We start from the raw sequence: 21380 nt of genomic DNA on the forward strand, positions 1-21380 counted from the left end.
TTCCTTTGTTAACAATTTCAGAGGTGGAGTCTGTTATCATCTGATAAAGCCATACTTACCACGCTTATGGTAAGTAAAGCTTTACTATAACATTTTTGTAAGCTATTTTTTTGCTAAACCGGGAGGGAAACCTTCCAGGATTTTTTTGATCGAAGCTGCAATAAATTCTTCAGGATTATCTGGTCTGCTGTCGATTTGAGAATTACCGATTCCCTGCCAAACCAGTTTTTGAGTTTTTGTAGATACAATATCAATTACAAGGGAACCGTCAACATAATCATAGGTGTTGAAAGTTGTCGTAGCGCCGCCCATCATTGCACCACCGCCCCAATATCCGTAAGGGCGATACATACCGCCATAGCCGTAAAAATTAGAATCAGCTGTAACGGATTGTTTGTTTTTTAAGATAGAAACCGCATTTACTTTTAAATCGGGATTGCTGCTGGTTTCTGAGAAACCTTTGGCAATCATTTCTGCACGAATCGCTTTTGTAACACGATCAACATTGAGTTGGCTGACCTGTCCTTCCTGAGCTTTTAAATCATAGACTGCAAAGGTTTTAAATTCACTAAAATTAGCAGCATGATCATAATCTGTTGTAACTTTTACAGTCGGGGAGCAACTGTACAATAAAACCAATAGTAATACTGGAATTAAACGAAGATTTGTTCTAATATTCATCTTGTGGTATTTAAATTAATTATTAATTTAATCTGAGTTGAAATCTTAAAATCTTAATCGAATTTGGGACGAGTTGAGGAATTTGGTTGAAAAAGCTTGTCAGTTATATACGGAGTATAGTAAACCAAATTATTGCAACACTCTCAAAGATAAATTATTTTTCTCTAATTAACACATATGTAGATATAATTTTCTTACATATGGTTAAATGTTTTTACTTTTAACCTTATCATTACATTCTGTTTTCATTCGTAACCATTACAATTCTTCCGAAACAGGTAATCTTCCTTCTTTTATGGCTTGCAGCATTTTATCGTAATCCGCTTCATTTTGATCGGCATATAAAATAGAAAATTTAGCAATTGCATCTGCAAACTCATCGTTTTGTCCTAAGTATCCTGATAGTAATGAAGGGTCTCCTGTGCGGGCGTGAGCTCTTGCTAATGCCCATCCGCAGGCCTTTGCGTAATCGTTCATATTATCTGATTTCATAATCTCCAAAACGGGTTTTACCTTAGCATCTCTAAGCTGTCGGATATAAAAAAATCGGTTTTTATCATCATTCGTCCATCCTAAAAACATATCTGAGGCAGATTGCATTATCTTTTGCCCCATCACAATACGTTCACCCTGATGACTGTATTTACCTTTAACCTTTACATTGTTTTCCAGTACACTTTTTCTTGCTTCTTTAAATTGCAAAAAGATAGGCTCCGCTGTTGCCGACATCAATAAGCTGATTCCACAAAGGGTTCCCACACTTCCTACACCAACCACTTTTATGGCTATATCGTGTAACGTATATCTGTTCAGAAGTACTTTTTTATCATCCGACAAGGATTCGATATAGCGTTTATGCACGATTTCTGCGTCTCTTAAAATTTGTTCACCTTCTTTTCCTCCCGGATGATAAATTAGCGGCGGGTCATCTTTTATCCTTGCTCTTGGGCCTTCCTGATAGGTCATTTTGGCAAACTCCTTTTCATGGGCGGTATATTCTGCGGCTTTTTTTATTCGTTTTTGCTGAAAGGATTTGATCTCTTCATCGTCGCCTTTTTCGATAAGTTCTGCCAGATCAATATCGGCATACCATATTTGAAGCGCCGATAATTTACTGTAGTCAAACAGATGTCTTTTGTAACTGTCGGCAACATTCCAGGCAAATTCTTTACACATTTTATCCGAGAACTTTTTCCATCTTCCTGCTATGGCAAAACTTGCTGCAAGTCTTTTTACGTCCCATTCCCATGGACCCGGGAAAGTCTCGTCGAAATCATTTATATCAAAAACCAATTTGCGTTCGGGAGTGGCAAATCCGCCAAAATTCATCAAATGACAATCACCACAAAGCTGAAGGTAAATTCCGGTGTCTTTCGTTTGTGCCAAATCAGAAGCCATAATGGCTGCTGCTCCTCTGTAAAAAGAAAACGGAGATTGCATCATTCGGCTGTACCGAATTGGGATTAAACTTTCAACCCTTCCAACACTGGTACCGATTAAAATTTCAACAGGGTCTTTGCGCTCTTTATCCGGTTTCCATTCTTCATGACAAGATCGCGGAATCGTTTTACGAAGCTCTTTTCCTTTCGCATAACGTTCTTCTTTTGACACTGCGGAGTCAAATACATTTTCGCTTTTTTCTTCGGATGATTTTGACATTTTTTTATTTTTCAGAATCAATACTAATTCATCAGATTACTTACTTTTAATAAATGCTGGAGGAGTGTATCCTTTTAACATACTTTCTTCGGGCCAATACGCTCTCAATAACAAACCAAATTTATCTTTTGGTATCGGAAGCCAATTGGTTACTTTATCAGGAGACGGTTTTTGGTTTTGAAAGTAAATTGTAAGTGATCCATCCGGATTGTATTTTAGATCTTTATTTTTTGTCCCTAACGAGTATATTTTTTGTTCATTTATAAAAAAGAAATGATTGTGATCGTATACCGTCAAAGACCAAAATCCTTTTACTTTTGGGATAATATCTTTTGAAAAAGTAACCGTGTAATTTGATTTTCCATTTAACTCTGTACCTGTATTATCTAAATCCTGATTATAATATATTGTTTCGTTAGGCTGATTCACAAAGATATTAGCTCTTGCGGCAGCCGTTCTGCTTAAATAATCGGTTCCAAAAGCAGCTCCATTTTTTGTCGTGTTCCAATAATTCCCTACCGGAACGCCTACATTTTTAAATTGTCTCAATGGCTCGATCAATTCTTTTTCGGCATCAATAGCCGCTTTTTTTAATATTGGTACTAAAGTGCTGTCTTTTTTTGCCGCCTCCAATACAGAATTAAATAAAGCGTATAAACTTTCTTCTCCTTTTAATGGTGGAACTTCTTTTAAAACTGTTGGTAATTCCTGGAAGAATTTTTCAGGAATTACAAAAGCAACTTCTGTACCTCCTGTGCTTGCATTCGGGTCCGGAAATGAAGGTACTTTTGCCCATTCCTTTGTTTTCATTTTTCCATCGTATTTACTTAAAGGATACGCCATTAATTGGTTAATGACGGGCTGAATGGCTTTTTTATCTTCAGGCGTATTATTTAAAAAGGCTCTTGGAATTACAAAAGCAAGATTCGTATCACTATGAAAAACTTTAGTAATGCCCTCCGGAACTTTTCCATCCCATCCCGGGCCAACAACGAGATAAAATCCTTTTTGACTTCCGTACATAGCGCCTAATTTTGCAATACCGTCTGTACGTTGATTTCCAATTTGCACGACCCAAAAACGTTTTCCAAAATCCGGAATCTGAATTACTACGGGATTTTCATTGAGCATCATAATACCAAAACCATACACTACATCTTGATTTGGACAGGCCACATAACGTTCAAAAGGTGTAATATAATCTGATTCCATACACAGTTCGCCTACAGGAGCTACGGGTACTGCGCCTCCGTTAAGCCCGGGTTCCGGAACCTGACGCATTACTAAAACTCTATTGTGCATATTTACTAGTGGCCATCCCCAGAAATACATTTGTTTCCCTAGTTGATAGACGTATTCTTTTGTCATAACCACATCCGGAACGGGCCCGGGAACGGTTTTCTGAATGGTATCATTTGTATGAACCGAAACGGAATCTTCTGTTGCTGAATTCTTTTTACATCCTCCATTTAAAATTAAAAAGAGGCCCACTACAATAACAAATAATTTATTTTTCATGATCATAATTTTTTCAATTAAAAAGTAAAAATCTTTTTTTTCTTAGTGATAAGGCAAATGTTATTTTACAAGTTCAGGCTGTGGTGCTTTCCATCTTATTGAGGAAATACAAAAGACAATATCACTCTTAAGCCCCAATCTGGTCTTGATTCTCTGGGTCCAACAATGGGTATCAATGGAGATAAAGAGAACTGAATAACCTGACTTCCTAATTTTGATACCGCTCCGATAGACGGATTTAAAGAGATTGCGGTTGTATTACCTTCCCAATTTTGAGTTATTTCGGCATTTATTCCTAAGTTGGCTCCGCTTTTATAACTATGAGAAAAGAATATTTGGGTATAAAACTGATTGACATCGGCACGGTTATCATTTCCGGCTACGGACCAAATCTGATTGGCTATAAAACCTACCGAAAGTCCTTTGCCCTGATGCATTAATAATACACTTGGACCAATTCCGAATTTTTCTGTTCCCAATACTTTATCTGTGGCAATGGGTACTAAAAATGCGGGGCCTATCCCGTAAATAATTCCTTTGGCTTTTGGGGCAAAAAAGGCCGTAATGGTAGCGTCACTTAAACCAAACTGATGTGTATTTTCTCCGGTAATATCTCTTTGATCTACAATCGGGATTATATATCGTGTAATTAAATTTAAATTATCACTTATCTTAAATGGAATTACAGGTTGAAAATTAACCGTATATTTTGATCCGTTAAAAGGACCAATACCATAATTTAAATTATTCTGAAAAGGCACACTTATCAGACTTGCAACGGGATTAGCGAGTTTATCTGCGAGTTCCTGAGCACTTGCTCCGGGCTTATCCGGTTTCTCTTGTGCTACAGCGTTTAAACTCAAAAGAAAACAAACGGTACTAAACAACACTTTGATAGTACCATAAAATCTTGCCTTTTTCATAATTATTATTTAAAAAAATTAAACTAAGCTTTCGATTGTTAATCGTTATTGCAGCTGAATTACCCAATCAGATTATTTATCTGCAAAAACCTTTTTCCAATCTTGTTTCATATTTACAACATGCCATTTGTTTTTGGCGGCTGCATTTAAGGAAGCATTGTCTTTTTCTGAATAACTGTATTCTCTTATGGAATCGTTATGATTGACCAACAATTGAAAAGAAGGATACTTATTACTCTGACAATATTCGAGCATGGCGATATCTCCTGCTCCACCCTCATTTCCACAGGCAAAAACGGGACGCTGACCAATATGCAATTGTATCCCCACCGGTTTAGCTGTTTTATCGTTAAACTGATTTAAGGCTGGTTCTCTAATGATGGTGCGATTGGCCTCGTCAAATTTGTATTTGAAAGAAGTACCCACGACCTGTTCTTTTGGAATTCCGTAAAAATCTGATGAAATTCCTCTTACCAATTCAATAGTTCCTCCGGTAACAATAAAAGTCTTGAAACCGTTTACCCGTAAATAAGCAAGCAATTCCAACTGTGGTTGATATCGTATTTGTGTTAGCGGAACATTTTTTCCCGGAAATTTTGCTGTTGCAAAAAAATCTTTAACATCCGCTTCAAAAGCATCTTCTGTCATTCCGGTATGCGTAGCGGCAATAAGTTCTATGAGTGCTTTTTGGCCTCCTTTTTCAAAATAGGCTTTGTCTTTTTCAATAACCGCTTTAAAAGGTTGTTTCTTTGTCAGTTCGGGATTGGCATCTGTCATTTTCTTTACCCGATAAAAAGCAAATAACTCCTGCACATAAGGTTTTTCGGCCCACAGTGTTCCGTCATTATCAAAAGTGGCAATCCTGTTTTCTATTGGAATAAAATCCGGACTTCCTTCTTTGGTAACCTTTTCTACATAAGCAATAATATCATTTTTTAAAGTTCCATCTGTCCAACTTGGCAATGGATCTCCAGCTACTGTATTTTCTGTTTGTTTGCCGTCTGTTGTTGGAACAGTTATAGTATCTGATTTTTTGCAGGAGACCAATAGTAAGACTCCTAACTGTACTAAAAGTATCTTTCTAAGCATAATATTTCTGTTTTATTATATCAAAAAGATTCAGGCCATACGACCTGAATCTTTTCATTGGTTCTGTTTATTTTTTCTTTTTATCGGTCGGCTCGTCTTGCCCTTTTTCTTTAGCCAGTATATTTTTCTCTATATATTGTTTTGCTTTTATATCTTTCATCGTCTCCTCCATAATGGTGTAGGCAGAGAAACTTGGCGGAATAGAACGTGGTGGATATTCTTTAAATGTCCCTGCAAATGCAACTACATCCTGAATGGCGCCATACATTAATTGAACGTGATTTAATTGCCAATCCCAGAATGTATTTGAGGTAATATCGGCTCTCTCAAAAGGGTCTTGATACAGATTGAATATTTTTTGTAAACGCAGTTTTGTAAAAGGTTCTGCCCAAACTCCCATCGTTCCTTCGAGACGTTGCTCTGCAAATACATATTTGTAATCGCCTTCTCTAAGGCCTACCAAAAGTCCATCATCGTCTGTATAAAAGAATTTATCTCTGGCGCTTTTTGGTGATTTGCCTTTTAAAAAGTTACTTTGATCATAACCGTCTAAGTGTACTTTATAGTTTTTACCATTGGCAGTATACCCGGTTAAAAGTTTTTTAGCCAAATCCGGTTCTCCGGCTATTGATGCCAAAGTCGGCATCCAATCATTGTGACTCATTATTTCGGTAGTAACAGTTCCCGGTTTAATTACACCCGGCCAACGTACGATACATGGAACTCTGTATGCTCCTTCCCAGTTGGTGTTTTTTTCTGAACGGAATGGTGTCATGGCAGCATCGGGCCAGGTATTCATATGAGGGCCATTATCGGTAGAATATACTACTATGGTATTGTCGGCAATTCCTAAATCATCTAATGCTTTTAATAAATCACCTACTGTAATATCATGTTCAATCATACCGTCAATATATTCACTGTCACCATGTGTATATTTTCCTCGATGTTCTGCTCTCACGTGTGTACGAAGGTGCATACGGGTACCATTCCACCAGCAGAAAAAGGGTTTCCCTGCTGCATGTTGTCTTTTAATAAAATCAATAGCTGCTGCGGACGTTTCATCGTCTACGGTCTCCATTCTTTTTTTGGTAAGTGCTCCGGTATCTTCTATTTTTTGTTTTCCAACTCTTCCAAAACGATCATCTGTAGTAGCATCATCAGAATTGGTAGCGGTACATTTTAAAACCCCTCTTGGTCCATATTTTTTCAGATATTCAGGATCTTTAGGATAATCCGGTAATTCCGGTTCTTCTTCTGCATTAAGATGATACAGATTTCCGAAGAACTCATCAAACCCGTTTACCGTTGGTAAACTTTCATTACGGTCCCCAACGTGATTTTTACCAAACTGTCCTGTTACATATCCCAATTGTTTCATAATCCCTCCTATAGAAGGATCTAACTGACTCATACCCATTGGCGCTCCCGGAAATCCTACCTTGGTAAGACCTGTTCTAAGACCGTGTTGACCTGTTAAGAAGGCGGCGCGTCCTGCTGTACAACTTTGTTCTCCGTAATAATGCAAAAAACGTTCTCCTTCATTTGCAATACGGTCGATATTTGGTGTTGTAAATCCCATTAAACCATCGCTGTAGGCACTGATATTAGTGGTACCAATATCGTCTCCCCAAATGATCAGAATGTTGGGCTTTTTGTTATTCTGAGCATGTAATCCGGTAAAGCAGACCAATGCAACTAATTGTATCGCATTTCGAAATCTACATTTAAAATTGATTTGTTTCATGATGATAAATTTTGTTATTAATTCTTGTTCTAGGGGTGTTGGCAAAAAATGTTTTAACAAAATCAAATACAGTAAAACCTGTTCGGGTTGAAGTAAAATTTTCAGATCATTTTTGAAAGGAGTTTATAAGTAGGATTTTTTTAACATTTTTTTTGCAAGTAGCTCAAAATTAGACAATAAAGAACAGACCAAAGTCATTTATGAGTAATGACCTTGTTTCATTTTATAAAATGAAACATAAAAAACAGAGTGGCAATAAAAAAAGCTTATGAAGATTTCATAAGCTTTTTTCTACAAAACAAAAACCACCAGAATAATTCTGATGGTTTTTTATACTAATTCGTTCTTGTAAATAGAAATTATTCTATCTCAGAAACTCTCATGGTGTTTACCATTCCTTTATCTTTAATTGGCATTGCCGCAAGGTTGATCAAGTAATCTCCTTTTACCGCATATCCTTTTTCTACTGCTATTTTGTTAACGTCTGTTACAGTATCATCTGTACTTTCGTCTTTATCATAGAAATACGATTTTACTCCCCATAATAAATTCAATTGTGTCAGGATTCTTCTGTTTGAAGTAAATACTAAAATATGAGCTGATGATGGTCTCCAAGCCGAAATTTGGAAAGCTGTATAACCACTATTAGTTAAGGTACAAATTGCTTTTGCATCAATTTCATTAGCTAATAAAGCAGCTTGGTGACAAACTGTTTTGGTAATAAAACGTTTCGTTTTAATTTGAGGTGTATTCTGTGGAACATTGATTAGTGGAGAATCTTCAACCGCTTCACAAATTTGAGTCATTTTCTGAATCACCTGTACCGGATAATTTCCTGTCGCAGTTTCTCCAGATAACATTACAGCATCAGCACCATCCATTACCGAGTTGGCAACGTCATTTACTTCTGCTCTGGTTGGCGTTAAACTCGTAATCATCGTTTCCATCATCTGAGTAGCAACAATAACCGGAATCCTTGCTGTTTTAGCTCTTCTGATCAAATCTTTTTGTACTAATGGTACTTCGTGTGCAGGAAGTTCAACTCCTAAATCTCCACGCGCAACCATCAAGGCATCACAATACGCTACAATTTTATCGATGTTCTCAAGCGCTTCCGGCATTTCGATTTTAGCCACAATCGGAATTTTATATTCTGAATGTTGAGCGATCAATTCTTGTAAGTCTTGTAAATCGCGAGGTGTTTTTACAAACGAAAGTGCGATCCAGTCTACTTTTTGTCCGATAGCGAAAATCGCATCAGCAATATCTTTTTCAGTTAATGCCGGTAAAGAAATTTTAGTGTTTGGAAGGTTAACCCCTTTTTTAGATTTTAACTCTCCACCCTGAATTACTTTAGCAACAACTTCTGATTTTTTATCTGTTGAAATAATTTCAAAAATCAACTTACCGTCATCCAATAAAATACGTTCTCCAGGATTCACATCATTTGGAAAATTTTGATACTTCATGAATACTTTTGAAGCAGTTCCGATAATATCTTCAGCAGTTGTAAATGTGATTAAATCACCATCGTGTACTACTGTTCCTTCTTCCATTACTCCAACTCTAAGTTTTGGTCCTTGCAAATCCCCAAGGATTGCTGTAGTGTAACCAAACTCTTCGTTTAATCCTCTGATAATCTCGATTTTTTCTTTTACTCCTTCGTAATCTGCATGCGAAAAATTGATTCTAAATACATTTACACCTGCCTCGATCATATCCTTGATAATCTCTCTCGTACTACATGCAGGCCCAAGTGTAGCTACAATTTTAGTTTTTTTGTTTGTAAGCATTTTTTTTAAAAAATTAAATTGTTTTTTGACTTTATTTTGTTTGTATCCACAACATATATAGCTGCGATACTCTCTATTGCATTTAGCTGTTGTTGGATTTCTGAAAAATCAATAGCCTCGTCGCTATTCTCAATTTTCAGGAAAAAATCTACTTTTTTGAATTCAGGAAGTAAATGAATTGTTGTAGAAACCTCACTCGTTTCATCGGAAAACAAATTCTGGAAATCATTTGTACTCACTGAAATGATTTCATGTTTATTCTGAATCAAATTCCATGAAACGGCTTTCTCGGAATCATAATAGTAAAATCTGGAGAAATTTGCCTCACCTTCTTTAGTTTGAGCATGGATCTCGTTCTTACTCTTACTTAAGTTAATAGGAAGTTTTTTATTGATAAAATAGGCCAATCTATAATCTTCTAATGAAGTATGAATTGCCATTAAATAATAATCAATTTCGTCAAATTCGTCTAAATCCAATCTATGAATTGCCATATCATGAAAAATCAAGTTGTAAATATACTATTTCTAACGGAGCATCAATAGTTAAGATTAGCTTGTTTTTGTTAATTTATAAACGAAAACGTTGTAGCTTTAACAAAGCTGAGCTAATTTTGTAGTTATTTCTTATCTATTTTTTCTTGAAATGCAAAATAAGCTCTTTGTGATGCTTTTTCTTCTGCTTTCTTTTTTGAAGTTGCTCTTGCTCTCGCAATTACTTTATCGTCTATACTTAATTTTACGCCAAACAAACGTTGGCCATCAATTCCGTTGTCCTCGAAAATATCATAGTGAAAGATCTTTTTTTCTTTCTGACACCATTCGATAACCAGACTTTTATAACTAATTACTTTCCCTTCAAGTCGGGCAATGTCTACATAAGGTGTAATAACTCTTTTTTGAATAAACTTTTCACAAAAAGGATATCCTTTATCGAGATAAATAGCGCCAATAAGAGATTCAAAAATATTACCATGAATATTTTCTCCAAAATGATGAATGGGTACTTTGCTCTCTACAAAGCGAACTAAATTCAAATCTTTCCCCAATTCATTCAAATGCTCACGGCTCACAATTTTCGAACGCATTTTTGTCAAATAACCTTCATCTCCATTGGGTGCTTTGTTAAACAGATGCGCTGCAATTACAGCACTTAACATGGCATCACCCAGAAATTCCAGACGTTCGTAATTAATCGGATTTCCCTTTTCGTCTTGCTTATTAGAAGATCGGTGCGTAAACGCTTTCTTATAAAAATCAATTGAACCGGGCTGAAAACCCAGTATTTTCTGAATACTGTCAAAAAAAATCCCGTCTTCTTGAGAACGGGATTTCGAAAATATTTTTTTGATAATATTCATAGACAAAACTAAAACTAGTCAACTAATTTTTTAAACAATACACAAGCATTATGTCCTCCAAAACCAAAAGTGTTACTCATAGCAACATTTACTTCTCTTTTTTGAGGTTTGTTTAAGGTAAGGTTTAATGATGGATCAATCTTTTCGTCAACAACCGTATGATTGATTGTTGGTGGCACAATACCGTGTTTCATTGCCAAAATAGAAGCAATTGCTTCAATAGCTCCGGCAGCACCAAGTAAGTGACCTGTCATCGATTTAGTAGAGTTGATATTGATGTTTTTTGCATGTTCGCCAAAAACAGCACTAATCGCTTTTAATTCTGCTACATCACCAAGAGGAGTAGAAGTTCCGTGTGTGTTGATATGATCAACATCTTCAGGATTCATTCCGGCATCTCTTAATGTATTTTTCATTACTGCAATAACCCCGATTCCTTCCGGATGTGGTGCTGTTAAGTGGTACGCATCAGATGACATTCCGCCTCCGCCAATTTCGCAATAAATTTTTGCGCCACGAGCTTTAGCATGTTCGTAATCTTCAAGAACCAAAGCTCCTGCTCCTTCTCCTAAAACAAAACCGTCTCTGGTTCCGTCAAAAGGTCTTGAAGCGGTTTGTGGACTTTCGTTTCTTGTTGATAAAGCGTGCATAGAATTAAAACCTCCCATACCGGCAATCGTAATTGCTGCTTCTGAACCACCTGAAACAATAACATCACACATTCCTAAACGAATGTAGTTGAAAGCATCAATTAATGCATTTGCAGAAGATGCACATGCAGAAACAGTAGTATAATTTGGTCCCATATAACCATTACGCATCGAAATATGCGCAGGAGCTATATCGGCAATCATTTTAGGTATAAAAAACGGATTAAACTTTGGAGTTCCGTCCCCTTTTGCATAATAAATTACCTCTTCCTGAAAAGTTTCTAAACCTCCAATTCCTGCTCCCCAAATAACACCAACTCTTTGTTTGTCGATATTATCATTTGTAAGTCCAGCATCTTTAATAGCTTCATCACTGGCAGCAACTGCATATTGTGCAAATTTGTCTAATCTTCGAGATTCTTTGCGATCCATAAAATCTTCAATATTGAAGTTTTTTACTTCACAGGCAAATTTCGTCTTATGCTTCTCTGTATCATAATATGTGATAGGAGCGGCTCCGCTAACTCCATTCACAAGTGCGTCCCAATATTCCTGGATATTATTCCCGATAGGAGTAAGAGCACCTAATCCTGTTACAACAACTCGCCTTAATGCCATAAATATGTATTTTGTACTTTAAACAAATAAAACCCACGCTTTCTTAACTGTAGTGTTACTTAAGAGCTATGGGCATTACAATATAAATATATCTTTTTGATTGAAAATCAACCGAAATTTAAATTTTAAAAAAAATAATAACACCCGAATTTTTAAAATTCCAATTCTTTAAAAAACAAATTCCAATTTTGGAATCTGGACATTCAATTTTGGAATTTTAAAAAATTCGGGTGTGTATTTATTATTTTTTAGCTTCTTCGATATAAGAAATAGCTTGACCAACAGTAGCAATGTTTTCTGCTTGATCGTCTGGAATTTGGATATCAAATTCTTTTTCGAATTCCATAATAAGCTCAACAGTGTCTAATGAGTCAGCTCCTAAATCATTAGTGAAGCTTGCTTCTGTTACAACTTCGTTTTCGTCAACACCTAATTTGTCTACGATAATCGCTTTTACTCTTGATGCAATGTCTGACATAATCTTTAATTTTAGAATTTAATTTGTTGGCAAAAATAAAAAACTTTATTTTAAAACAACTATTTAGTTTATAAATGTGACACTAATTTATAAAATTAATTTCAAGAAAGCCCTTTTAATACTATTTATTTTGGATTATTATTCCGTTTTTTGCATTCTCAAAATAAAACAGATTATGAAAAAAATTATTGTTTTTGCCTCAGGATCAGGAAGTAATGCAGAAAACATTATAAAGCACTTCGCAAAAACCAAAATTGCAAAAGTCGTTTCTGTCTTTACCAATAATGCTTCGGCAAAAGTTATTGAAAGAGCCAAAAATCATCAAATTCCTATCGAAATCTTTTCGAAAACCGAACTTCTGGAAAGAAAAATAGTGCAAAAAATAGAAGAAATCGATCCGGATTTGATTGTACTCGCCGGTTTTTTGCTGAAATTCCCGGAAAGCATAATCGAGAAATTCCCGAATCAAATTATCAACATTCATCCTGCTCTTTTACCTAATTATGGAGGAAAAGGAATGTACGGCATGCACATACACAGGGCTGTAGTAGAAAACAAAGAAAAAGAAACCGGAATCTCCATTCATTTTGTAAACGAACATTATGACGAAGGCGCTATAATTTTCCAGAAAAGCGTAGCCCTGACAGTCGAAGATACACCGGAAACAGTAGCCGAAAAGATCCATGGACTGGAACAAAAGTATTTTCCGGAAATTATTTCTCGTTTACTGGAAGATTAAACGGTGTATTTAAATTCCAAAAATTAAATTCCAAATTCCAACCTTTTGACTCCTTTTAGGAAGACGAGGTGAATTAAATCTAAAATCTGAATTCAAAAATCTAAAATTCAAAAATGACCCAACACCAAGTACACATATACACAGACGGAGCAGCAAAGGGAAACCCCGGAAACGGAGGGTACGGCGTAGTGATGGAACTGGTTGGAACATCACATAAAAAAGAATACTACGAAGGTTTTCGACTTACAACCAATAACAGAATGGAGCTTTTGGCCGTAATTGTGGGTCTCGAAAAACTTAAAAACCCAAACATGACGGCTTTAGTCATTTCAGATTCCAAATATGTTGTAGATTCTGTTCTGAAAAAATGGGTTTTCGGCTGGGAGAAAAAAGGTTATGCCGGCAAAAAAAATCCTGACCTATGGAAACGTTTTTTAATCGTTTACCGAAAACACCAAGTCGATTTCAAATGGATCAAAGGTCATAACAATCATCCTCAAAACGAGCGCTGTGACCAATTGGCGGTTATGGCAGCAACGCAAACTAAATTATCTGTTGACGTTTATTACGAAACCGTCGCTTCTAAAGAATAAGAAAAATGCATCAGAAAATTATATTCTGATGCATTATAAAATTACTAAGTTAATTCCAGATTACTCTTTGTCTAAATCTTTAGCGGTACGAAATCCTGTCAATAAACCAACTCCCGCCATTATAAAAATTATTGATGGATAAACCGCTCCATCTTCTAAAGAGGTATAAGTTGTTATTAGCAACGCCAGAAAAATTCCAACACCAGAACCTATTAATAAAAAGGCCAGATTAACAACTAAGATTTTCCAAGTAGGGACACCTTTTTCTTTTCCTTGTAGAAAAATGCTGGCATCAGCCCCTTTTTCAATAAGAGCTAAACGCTCTCTATTTCTTGTTGAATAAATAAGATAAACGATCCCGAAGATCATTAAAAAAAAACTAAGTGGTACTAAGATTCCTGCTAACATAATATTGTGTTTTTAATTGATTGATACTCCATAGGACGAGAGGAGTTTTGTTTAGGTTACAAGTTTCTTTGAAAAAATTCCAAATTTTTTTTAAATTCCAAATTCCAAACTGGGTGGAACCTTAAAATATTTTAAACCATATAAGTAAAGTAAGAGAATATAAGTTTATTTTTAATGGGCGTACCAAATTAAATATAATCTAGTTTTTTACTCAACAGTATTAATTCCAGAAAACATAAAAAATGCCGAACTAGGTGGAGCCACAAAATATTTTAAACCATATAAGTAAAGTAAGAGAATATAAGTTTATTTTTAATGGGCGTACCTAATTAAATATAATCTAGCTTTTTTGCTTAACAGTATTAATTCCAGGAAACATAAAAAAGGCCGAACTAGGTGGAACCACAAAATATTTTAAACCATATAAGTAAAGTAAGAGAATATAAGTTTATTTTTAATGGGACGTACCTAATTAAATATAATGTAGTTTTTAGCTCAACAATATTAATTTCAAAAAGATGCCCTCCCTTGGAATTTGGAATTTAAAAATTTTGGAATTTTTTCAAAGAAACTTGTAACCTAAAGAGACAACCTGTCGTCCTATATAATATGAGTACATTAGAAGATCAGCATTATATCAATTTAATTTTAGGAGGCGACAGCAATTCTTTTGCCGTTCTGGTGAATCGTTATAAGGATATGATTTTTTCATTGGCACTCAAAATGGTTAAAAACAGAGAGGAAGCAGAAGAAGTAGCACAGGACACTTTTATAAAAATTTACACTTCTCTAAGCAAGTTTAAAGGAGATTCGAAATTTTCGACCTGGATTTATAAGATTGCTTATAATACTTGTTTGGATCGTTTAAAGAAGAATAAGAAAGAAGAAAACAATATTTCGATCGATGAATTTTCGGCACATTTAATCAAAACAATGGACAATGCTTTGAACGCTTTAGAAGAGAAAGAACGAAAGCAGGCCATTCAAAAATGTTTAAATTTGTTACCAAGTGATGAAAATTTCCTGCTGACCTTATTTTATTTTGATGATCAGAGTTTGGAGGAAATCGGAAAAATTATGAATATTTCGGCCAACAATGCGAAAGTGAAATTATTCAGAAGCAGACAAAAATTAGCCGTTATTTTAAAAAAGCAATTAGAACCAGAAATAGTAGAATATTATGAAAGAGAGCGATAAAAACATAGAAAATCTTATTGAAAAAATGATGGCTGAAAGCAGTTTAGAATCACCATCAATTGACTTTACTTCAAAAATAATGTCTCAGGTTTTAATTGTAGAAAAAAGCAAAATTAAAACCTACAAACCTTTAATTTCGAAGCAAACCTGGATTCTTATTATAGGAGCATTAGTTGCTTTGACTGTTTACGCCATTGCATCCGGCAATACTACTGATTTGAAAATAAACGAATTGTATGTTGAAAAAGTATCTGATTTATTTTCGGGAATTCATATTTCAACGAATATAATTTACGCCTTTTTGGTCGTTCCGTTTATGCTTTTGATTCAAATTGGTGTTTTAAAAAATTATTTTAATAAAAAGTATCAGTTGTAGAATTCGTTTTTTCAATCATCAATCAAAAAATATTTTAAACTTTAGTTCCATAAATGAATTGTTTTTCAAAGAAAAAAAACGTATCCTGATCCATCTAAAGTTTCAAACATAATTTACTCATTTACAAGGCTTTTAATCCTAAATACAGCCTTGTTTTTTTATGAAAATTTTGAGAGTGTAAACCGTTGCAATATTGCAACTTATGAAGTATCTTTGCACCCTAATTCGAAATTCATAAAATGAATAAACTATTGATTGTTGGAACGGTTGCTTTCGACGCGATTGAAACTCCTTTCGGAAAAACAGATAAAATATTAGGTGGTGCTGCAACTTACATTGGTTTATCAGCGTCTTTTTTCAACCTGCAATCGGCTATTGTTTCTGTAGTTGGAGACGATTTCCCTCAAGAACACTTAGATTTATTAACTTCAAAAAATATTGATATTTCAGGTATTGAAATTGTAAAAGGAGGAAAAACCTTTTTCTGGAGCGGTTTGTACCACAATGATTTAAATTCAAGAGATACGCTTGTTACGGAACTAAACGTTTTAGCTGACTTTCAACCAAAGGTTCCTCAGAACTTTAAAGATGCAGATATCGTGATGTTAGGAAACTTACATCCTTTAGTACAAAGCAGTGTTTTAGATCAGTTAGAGAAAAAACCAAAATTAGTAGTTTTAGACACTATGAATTTCTGGATGGATTGTGCTTTACCGGAATTACTTGAAGCAATCAAACGTGTAGACGTGATTACAATCAATGATGAAGAGGCCAGACAACTTTCAGGAGAATATTCATTAGTAAAAGCGGCAGCTAAAATCCAGGAATTGGGACCAAAATATGTGGTGATCAAAAAAGGAGAACACGGCGCACTTTTATTCCACAACAGAGAAGTATTCTTTGCACCGGCATTACCATTAGAAGATGTTTTTGATCCGACAGGAGCAGGAGATACTTTTGCAGGTGGTTTTTCAGGATTCATTGCACAAAGTGAAAACATTTCGTTTAACAACATGAAAAATGCAATTATTTATGGTTCAAATTTAGCTTCATTCTGTGTAGAGAAATTTGGAACCGAAAGGATGGAAACATTAAGCAAAGCTGAAGTAGCGATTCGATTACAACAATTTAAATCGTTAACTCAGTTTGACATAGAAATATAATGCCTAAGAGCCTCGATAAAACGGGGCTTTTTTATTTGGTTAACATACACAACTTACAACAACACAAAATACAAAAAAAATGAGCGACGCTTTAAAACACGAATGTGGTATAGCCCTAGTTAGACTACTTAAACCGCTTGAATATTACAAAGAAAAATACGGTACTGCTTTTTACGGGATACAAAAAATGTATCTGATGATGGAAAAACAGCACAACCGTGGTCAGGATGGTGCAGGTTTTGCCAGTATCAAACTTGATGTTGAACCTGGACAACGTTATATCAGCAGAGTCCGTTCGAATCACGCATCACCTATACAAGACGTTTTTAAGCAAATCAACGAACGCATCAACGAAGAGATGACTGCGCGTCCTGAACTTGCTGACAACATCGAAAAACTAAAAGCCGAAATACCTTATATAGGAGAATTATTCTTAGGACACGTTCGTTACGGAACTTTCGGTAAAAACAGCATCGAAAGCGTTCATCCATTTTTACGTCAAAGTAACTGGATGCACCGTAACCTGATTTTGGCAGGTAACTTTAATATGACTAATGTTAAAGAACTTTTCGAAAACTTAGTTGAACTTGGACAACATCCAAAAGAAATGGCCGATACCGTTACGGTAATGGAAAAAATTGGTCACTTTTTGGACAAAGAAGTAATGCAATTGTACCAAGACTGCAAACAAGAGGGTTATTCTAAAAGAGAAGCTTCTCCTGTTATCGCAGAACGTTTGGATATCGCAAAAATATTAACCCGCTCTGCTAAAAACTTAGATGGTGGTTACGCAATGGCTGGATTATTGGGTCATGGTGACGCTTTTGTTTTTAGAGACCCGGCCGGAATTCGCCCTGCTTATTTCTATCAGGATGATGAAGTGGTAGTTGTGGCTTCTGAGCGTCCGGTTATTCAGACTGTATTTAATGTACCGTTTGAAAGTGTTCAGGAAATTGAACCGGGAAGCGCTTTGATTATCAAAAAAAGCGGAAAAGTTTCGATGGAGCAAATTTTGGAACCAACAGTAAAAAAAGCTTGTTCATTTGAAAGAATCTATTTTTCAAGAGGAAGTGATGCTGAAATTTACCAAGAACGTAAAAATTTAGGAAAACTAATTTTACCTGCCGTTCTTAAATCAATTGACAGCGATACAGACAATACTGTTTTCTCATATATTCCGAATACGGCTGAAACTTCTTTTTACGGTTTAGTTGAAGCGGCTCAGGATTTCCTGAATCAGCGTAAAAACAATTACATCTTAGAAAATCGCAATACACTTACGACTGAAACTTTACAGGAATTATTAGCTGTAAAAATTCGTACGGAGAAAGTAGCAATTAAAGATGCTAAACTTAGAACCTTCATCACAGAAGACAGCAGTCGTGATGACTTGGTTGCACACGTTTATGACGTTACTTACGGAGTAATTAAACCAACAGACAACTTAGTTATTATTGACGACAGTATCGTTCGCGGAACTACCCTTAAAATGAGTATCATCAAAATGATGGATCGTTTAAATCCTAAACGTATCGTAATCGTTTCATCAGCACCGCAAATTCGTTACCCGGATTGTTACGGAATTGATATGGCAAAACTGGAAGGTCTTGTTGCTTTTAGAGCAGCATTGGCTTTATTAAAAGAAAGAAACTTATACCATATAGTAGACGAGGTTTACACTAAATGTAAAGCACAGGAAAACTTCGCAGACACTGATGTTGTAAACTACGTAACCGCTATTTACGATCCGTTTACTCCGGAAGAGGTTTCAGACAAAATTGCAGAGATGTTGAGCTCTCCGGAAATCAATGCTGAAGTAAAAATTATATTCCAAAAAGTAGAAGACTTACATATTGCCTGTCCAAAAAATCTTGGAGACTGGTACTTCACCGGAGACTACCCTACACCGGGTGGAAATCGTGTTGTAAACCGAGCTTTCATGAATTTTTATGAAGGAAAAGACGCAAGAGCTTATTAGAAAAATATTAACAAAAGGTTAATTTGTGCATTTCATCGGTTTTTTTTGCCTTTAATCCTAAATGTTTGGCAAAATCGATCTGCTACGATACTTTTGAACTACCATAACATTAGTAGGTTAAGTTTATGGTAGATTTGGGGCAAAAAGGGTGGAAGTAATTCCACCTTTTTTATTGGAATAAAGTCAAGGAATTAACTGAGGTAAGAAATTACGTATTTCATCGAATATATTTGCACTTCGTCTAAAATATTTGGCGGTACCGCATCACTATCCTACTTTTACTATACCATAACATTAGTAGGTTAAGTATATGGTAGATTTGGGGCAAAAAAGGTGGAAGCAATTCCACCTTTTTTATTGGAACAAAGGCACTTAATTTTAAATTCCAAATTTTTTAAATTCCAAATTCCAAAAATGACTGGGAGTCAAACTGGAATGATCCTCCCCTAACTTCATCTTCTATCTTGCTTTATTATCAACAAAAGAAGGCTCTTACTTAATCAATCTGTTTCATACGTCTTAACTCACTTATGCTCTTGTTTTCTACAGTAGGACAACTCTAAGAAACACAAAAAACATCACATTCAAGAACAATTGAATTATACGTTTTTCAAACCAAATTTCCCGCAATCTTATCCTTTCGACGAGGGAGACTCGAGCGAAAGCGAATAGACGAAATAAATTACACTCGTAAATCATCAAAGATTGGTGTTTTTGTATGCGGAATTTCTGGTGTGATTTCTCGACTTCGCTCGAAAGGACACAAAAGAGCAAGTGACACAAAAAAAGAAACAGATCTACACAGGAAGATTTTACTGCTTCGGTATACGATCCAAAAAAAAGGGCATAAAAAAACCCGATTAACTCTTTACGAATTAATCGGGTTTTATATCCTGCGAAAAAGACTATTTGTCTAATGCAAATCTTCTTGCTACTTCTGTCCAGTTAATTACACTGAAGAAAGCTTCAATATAATCCGGTCTTCTGTTTTGGTAGTGTAAGTAATAAGCGTGTTCCCAAACATCCATTCCTAAGATTGGTGTTCCACCGCAACCAACTTCCGGCATTAACGGGTTGTCTTGGTTTGGAGTTCCGCAAACATCTAATTTCCCACCTTTGTGTACACATAACCAAGCCCATCCTGAACCAAATTGTGTTGCACCAGCTTTAGCGAATTTTGCTTTGAATTCTTCAAAAGTTCCAAAAGAAGATTCGATTGCAGCTAATAAATCACCTGTTGGCAATCCACCACCGTTTGGAGTCATTACAGTCCAGAATAAATTGTGATTATAGAAACCACCACCATTATTACGAACAGCAGCGTTTGATTTATCTAAATTGATTAAGATATTTTCGATTGTTTTTCCTTCTAAATCTGTTCCCGCGATTGCTGCATTAAGATTTGTTGTGTAAGCATTATGATGTTTTGAATGGTGAATTTCCATTGTACGAGCATCAATATGTGGTTCTAATGCATCATATGCATAAGGTAATTGTGGTAATTCAAAAGCCATGGTATTGCGATTTTATGGTTTATAATAATTTATCCCAAAATTAAACATTTAACTTTGGAATAGAAAATACTATTTCGTTATAATTCAATTTAATTAATTGATAATTCGGCATTTAAGGACATAAACACCTGTAAATCTTTACTTTCCGTTAAAAGAAGTCATTGTATTCTCCAAACCGGCAGTTCCAAATGATTTAATAATTTCTGAAGACATTTCCAGACGCTCCTGTAATTTTGCTTTTTCCTCTTCGTCCCAATCTCCTAAAACATAATCTACTTGTTGTCCTTTTTTAAATTGGTCACTGATACCAAATCTAAAACGGGTATAATTTTGAGTATTCAGAACCAGATTAATGTTTTTTAGTCCGTTATGTCCGCCGTCACTGCCTTTTGGCTTGATCCGGATCGTTCCAAAAGAAAGATTCAAATCATCTGTAATAACTAAAATATTCTCTAATGGAATATTTTCTTTATCCATCCAATGTTTCACAGCCTTCCCGCTTAGATTCATGTAAGTGTTAGGCTTTAAAAGAAAAAAAGTTCTTCCTTTAAATTTGTATTCGGCAAGAGCGCCAAGTTTTACTGTTTCAAAAGAAAGTCCTTCTTTTTTAGCTAAAAAATCTAAAACTTTAAATCCGATATTATGTCTTGTGTTTACGTATTCAGCCCCTATGTTGCCTAATCCCACGATTAAATATTTCTTCATATAATCTATATTCTCTTCTGTTTTTGCTGATGAAAACAGGTTTTGTATCCATTTTATCATGATACAAAAATAGGGTTAATTTGGGAATGTGGCAATTGGAGAATGTGGTAATTAGATAATGTGACAATTAGATAATTTCTCTACTTTGGGTTTAATTGCAAACGATGTTAGTTTTTTTTGCAGAGCCTCTT

At 35.3% G+C, this 21380-nt stretch carries 20 protein-coding genes; 6 read left to right on the top strand and 14 right to left on the bottom strand.

The window, feature by feature from the left end; genetic code table 11:
* Window positions 1-102: 102 nt before the first annotated feature.
* The 11 genes from ACHRV5_RS19985 to ACHRV5_RS20035 all read right to left on the bottom strand — a co-directional run bounded on the left by ACHRV5_RS19985 (window position 103) and on the right by ACHRV5_RS20035 (window position 12516).
* Window positions 103-681 (bottom strand): DUF4136 domain-containing protein, encoded by a 579-nt coding sequence (locus ACHRV5_RS19985; RefSeq protein WP_047774812.1) that lies wholly within the window; start codon window positions 679-681, stop codon window positions 103-105.
* A 258-nt stretch (window positions 682-939) separates the two neighbouring features.
* Window positions 940-2340: a DUF2252 domain-containing protein gene (locus ACHRV5_RS19990; protein ID WP_395427922.1), complete on the bottom strand. Its 1401-nt coding sequence runs from the start codon at window positions 2338-2340 to the stop codon at window positions 940-942.
* 36 nt (window positions 2341-2376) lie between these two features.
* Window positions 2377-3858, bottom strand: a complete 1482-nt coding sequence (locus ACHRV5_RS19995; protein WP_395427923.1) for a DUF1254 domain-containing protein — start codon at window positions 3856-3858, stop codon at window positions 2377-2379.
* Window positions 3859-3953: 95 nt separating this feature from the next.
* Window positions 3954-4781, bottom strand: coding sequence for a hypothetical protein (locus ACHRV5_RS20000; protein WP_395427924.1), 828 nt, complete (start codon window positions 4779-4781; stop codon window positions 3954-3956).
* 72 nt (window positions 4782-4853) lie between these two features.
* Window positions 4854-5870, bottom strand: a complete 1017-nt coding sequence (locus tag ACHRV5_RS20005) for an HAD family hydrolase (RefSeq protein ID WP_395427925.1) — start codon at window positions 5868-5870, stop codon at window positions 4854-4856.
* 67 nt (window positions 5871-5937) lie between these two features.
* Entirely contained in the window at window positions 5938-7617 is a 1680-nt protein-coding gene (locus ACHRV5_RS20010) for an arylsulfatase (RefSeq protein WP_395427926.1), read from the bottom strand.
* 359 nt (window positions 7618-7976) lie between these two features.
* Complete coding sequence (gene pyk, locus ACHRV5_RS20015; protein WP_047774806.1) at window positions 7977-9410, bottom strand: pyruvate kinase; 1434 nt, start codon at window positions 9408-9410, stop codon at window positions 7977-7979.
* A 5-nt stretch (window positions 9411-9415) separates the two neighbouring features.
* The gene (locus ACHRV5_RS20020) at window positions 9416-9904 is read right to left on the bottom strand and encodes an IPExxxVDY family protein (protein ID WP_047774799.1); all 489 of its coding nucleotides are present in this window, start codon (window positions 9902-9904) and stop codon (window positions 9416-9418) included.
* Between the two features lie 125 nt (window positions 9905-10029).
* On the bottom strand, window positions 10030-10770 hold the full coding sequence (rnc, locus tag ACHRV5_RS20025; RefSeq protein WP_047774797.1) for a ribonuclease III: 741 nt from the start codon (window positions 10768-10770) through the stop codon (window positions 10030-10032).
* A gap of 14 nt (window positions 10771-10784) precedes the next feature.
* Window positions 10785-12038, bottom strand: a complete 1254-nt coding sequence (fabF, locus tag ACHRV5_RS20030; RefSeq protein WP_395427927.1) for a beta-ketoacyl-ACP synthase II — start codon at window positions 12036-12038, stop codon at window positions 10785-10787.
* A gap of 241 nt (window positions 12039-12279) precedes the next feature.
* A complete protein-coding gene (locus ACHRV5_RS20035; protein WP_007137004.1) occupies window positions 12280-12516 on the bottom strand; it encodes an acyl carrier protein in 237 nt (78 codons plus the stop codon).
* 175 nt (window positions 12517-12691) lie between these two features.
* Here ACHRV5_RS20035 and purN point away from each other — a divergent pair, with 175 nt between their 5' ends.
* A complete protein-coding gene (gene purN / locus ACHRV5_RS20040) occupies window positions 12692-13255 on the top strand; it encodes a phosphoribosylglycinamide formyltransferase (RefSeq protein WP_395427928.1) in 564 nt (187 codons plus the stop codon).
* A gap of 113 nt (window positions 13256-13368) precedes the next feature.
* A complete protein-coding gene (rnhA, locus tag ACHRV5_RS20045; RefSeq protein ID WP_395427929.1) occupies window positions 13369-13848 on the top strand; it encodes a ribonuclease HI in 480 nt (159 codons plus the stop codon).
* A 60-nt stretch (window positions 13849-13908) separates the two neighbouring features.
* Here rnhA and ACHRV5_RS20050 read toward each other — a convergent pair whose 3' ends face one another.
* Window positions 13909-14256, bottom strand: a complete 348-nt coding sequence (locus ACHRV5_RS20050) for a DUF6249 domain-containing protein (protein ID WP_395427930.1) — start codon at window positions 14254-14256, stop codon at window positions 13909-13911.
* A gap of 609 nt (window positions 14257-14865) precedes the next feature.
* On the opposite strand from ACHRV5_RS20050, the gene ACHRV5_RS20055 reads away from it, so the two are divergent.
* The 4 genes from ACHRV5_RS20055 (at window position 14866) to ACHRV5_RS20070 (ending at window position 18970) form a co-directional block, all read left to right on the top strand.
* Window positions 14866-15453, top strand: a complete 588-nt coding sequence (locus ACHRV5_RS20055; RefSeq protein ID WP_395427931.1) for an RNA polymerase sigma factor — start codon at window positions 14866-14868, stop codon at window positions 15451-15453.
* Window positions 15437-15829, top strand: a complete 393-nt coding sequence (locus ACHRV5_RS20060) for a hypothetical protein (RefSeq protein WP_395427932.1) — start codon at window positions 15437-15439, stop codon at window positions 15827-15829. The genes ACHRV5_RS20055 and ACHRV5_RS20060 overlap by 17 nt, the downstream gene beginning before the upstream one ends.
* A 239-nt stretch (window positions 15830-16068) precedes the next feature.
* Entirely contained in the window at window positions 16069-16992 is a 924-nt protein-coding gene (locus ACHRV5_RS20065) for a PfkB family carbohydrate kinase (RefSeq protein WP_395427933.1), read from the top strand.
* A gap of 79 nt (window positions 16993-17071) precedes the next feature.
* On the top strand, window positions 17072-18970 hold the full coding sequence (locus ACHRV5_RS20070; protein ID WP_230004193.1) for an amidophosphoribosyltransferase: 1899 nt from the start codon (window positions 17072-17074) through the stop codon (window positions 18968-18970).
* A gap of 905 nt (window positions 18971-19875) precedes the next feature.
* Here ACHRV5_RS20070 and ACHRV5_RS20075 read toward each other — a convergent pair.
* Complete coding sequence (locus tag ACHRV5_RS20075; protein ID WP_047774775.1) at window positions 19876-20484, bottom strand: superoxide dismutase; 609 nt, start codon at window positions 20482-20484, stop codon at window positions 19876-19878.
* A 138-nt stretch (window positions 20485-20622) separates the two neighbouring features.
* Window positions 20623-21249, bottom strand: a complete 627-nt coding sequence (gene pth / locus ACHRV5_RS20080; protein ID WP_047774773.1) for an aminoacyl-tRNA hydrolase — start codon at window positions 21247-21249, stop codon at window positions 20623-20625.
* Between the last annotated feature and the right edge of the window lie 131 nt (window positions 21250-21380).

Source organism: Flavobacterium sp. FlaQc-52 (assembly GCF_044007495.1).
GTDB lineage: Bacteria > Bacteroidota > Bacteroidia > Flavobacteriales > Flavobacteriaceae > Flavobacterium > Flavobacterium cupriresistens.

What these genes read in the sequence shown, in the direction of transcription:
- ACHRV5_RS19985 (WP_047774812.1), bottom strand. Translation starts at nt 681, where the DNA reads ATGAATATTAGAACAAATCTTCGTTTAATTCCAGTATTACTATTGGTT.
- ACHRV5_RS19990 (WP_395427922.1), bottom strand. Translation starts at nt 2,340, where the DNA reads ATGTCAAAATCATCCGAAGAAAAAAGCGAAAATGTATTTGACTCCGCA.
- ACHRV5_RS19995 (WP_395427923.1), bottom strand. Translation starts at nt 3,858, where the DNA reads ATGAAAAATAAATTATTTGTTATTGTAGTGGGCCTCTTTTTAATTTTA.
- ACHRV5_RS20000 (WP_395427924.1), bottom strand. Translation starts at nt 4,781, where the DNA reads ATGAAAAAGGCAAGATTTTATGGTACTATCAAAGTGTTGTTTAGTACC.
- ACHRV5_RS20005 (WP_395427925.1), bottom strand. Translation starts at nt 5,870, where the DNA reads ATGCTTAGAAAGATACTTTTAGTACAGTTAGGAGTCTTACTATTGGTC.
- ACHRV5_RS20010 (WP_395427926.1), bottom strand. Translation starts at nt 7,617, where the DNA reads ATGAAACAAATCAATTTTAAATGTAGATTTCGAAATGCGATACAATTA.
- pyk (WP_047774806.1), bottom strand. Translation starts at nt 9,410, where the DNA reads ATGCTTACAAACAAAAAAACTAAAATTGTAGCTACACTTGGGCCTGCA.
- ACHRV5_RS20020 (WP_047774799.1), bottom strand. Translation starts at nt 9,904, where the DNA reads ATGGCAATTCATAGATTGGATTTAGACGAATTTGACGAAATTGATTAT.
- rnc (WP_047774797.1), bottom strand. Translation starts at nt 10,770, where the DNA reads ATGAATATTATCAAAAAAATATTTTCGAAATCCCGTTCTCAAGAAGAC.
- fabF (WP_395427927.1), bottom strand. Translation starts at nt 12,038, where the DNA reads ATGGCATTAAGGCGAGTTGTTGTAACAGGATTAGGTGCTCTTACTCCT.
- ACHRV5_RS20035 (WP_007137004.1), bottom strand. Translation starts at nt 12,516, where the DNA reads ATGTCAGACATTGCATCAAGAGTAAAAGCGATTATCGTAGACAAATTA.
- purN (WP_395427928.1), top strand. Translation starts at nt 12,692, where the DNA reads ATGAAAAAAATTATTGTTTTTGCCTCAGGATCAGGAAGTAATGCAGAA.
- rnhA (WP_395427929.1), top strand. Translation starts at nt 13,369, where the DNA reads ATGACCCAACACCAAGTACACATATACACAGACGGAGCAGCAAAGGGA.
- ACHRV5_RS20050 (WP_395427930.1), bottom strand. Translation starts at nt 14,256, where the DNA reads ATGTTAGCAGGAATCTTAGTACCACTTAGTTTTTTTTTAATGATCTTC.
- ACHRV5_RS20055 (WP_395427931.1), top strand. Translation starts at nt 14,866, where the DNA reads ATGAGTACATTAGAAGATCAGCATTATATCAATTTAATTTTAGGAGGC.
- ACHRV5_RS20060 (WP_395427932.1), top strand. Translation starts at nt 15,437, where the DNA reads ATGAAAGAGAGCGATAAAAACATAGAAAATCTTATTGAAAAAATGATG.
- ACHRV5_RS20065 (WP_395427933.1), top strand. Translation starts at nt 16,069, where the DNA reads ATGAATAAACTATTGATTGTTGGAACGGTTGCTTTCGACGCGATTGAA.
- ACHRV5_RS20070 (WP_230004193.1), top strand. Translation starts at nt 17,072, where the DNA reads ATGAGCGACGCTTTAAAACACGAATGTGGTATAGCCCTAGTTAGACTA.
- ACHRV5_RS20075 (WP_047774775.1), bottom strand. Translation starts at nt 20,484, where the DNA reads ATGGCTTTTGAATTACCACAATTACCTTATGCATATGATGCATTAGAA.
- pth (WP_047774773.1), bottom strand. Translation starts at nt 21,249, where the DNA reads ATGATAAAATGGATACAAAACCTGTTTTCATCAGCAAAAACAGAAGAG.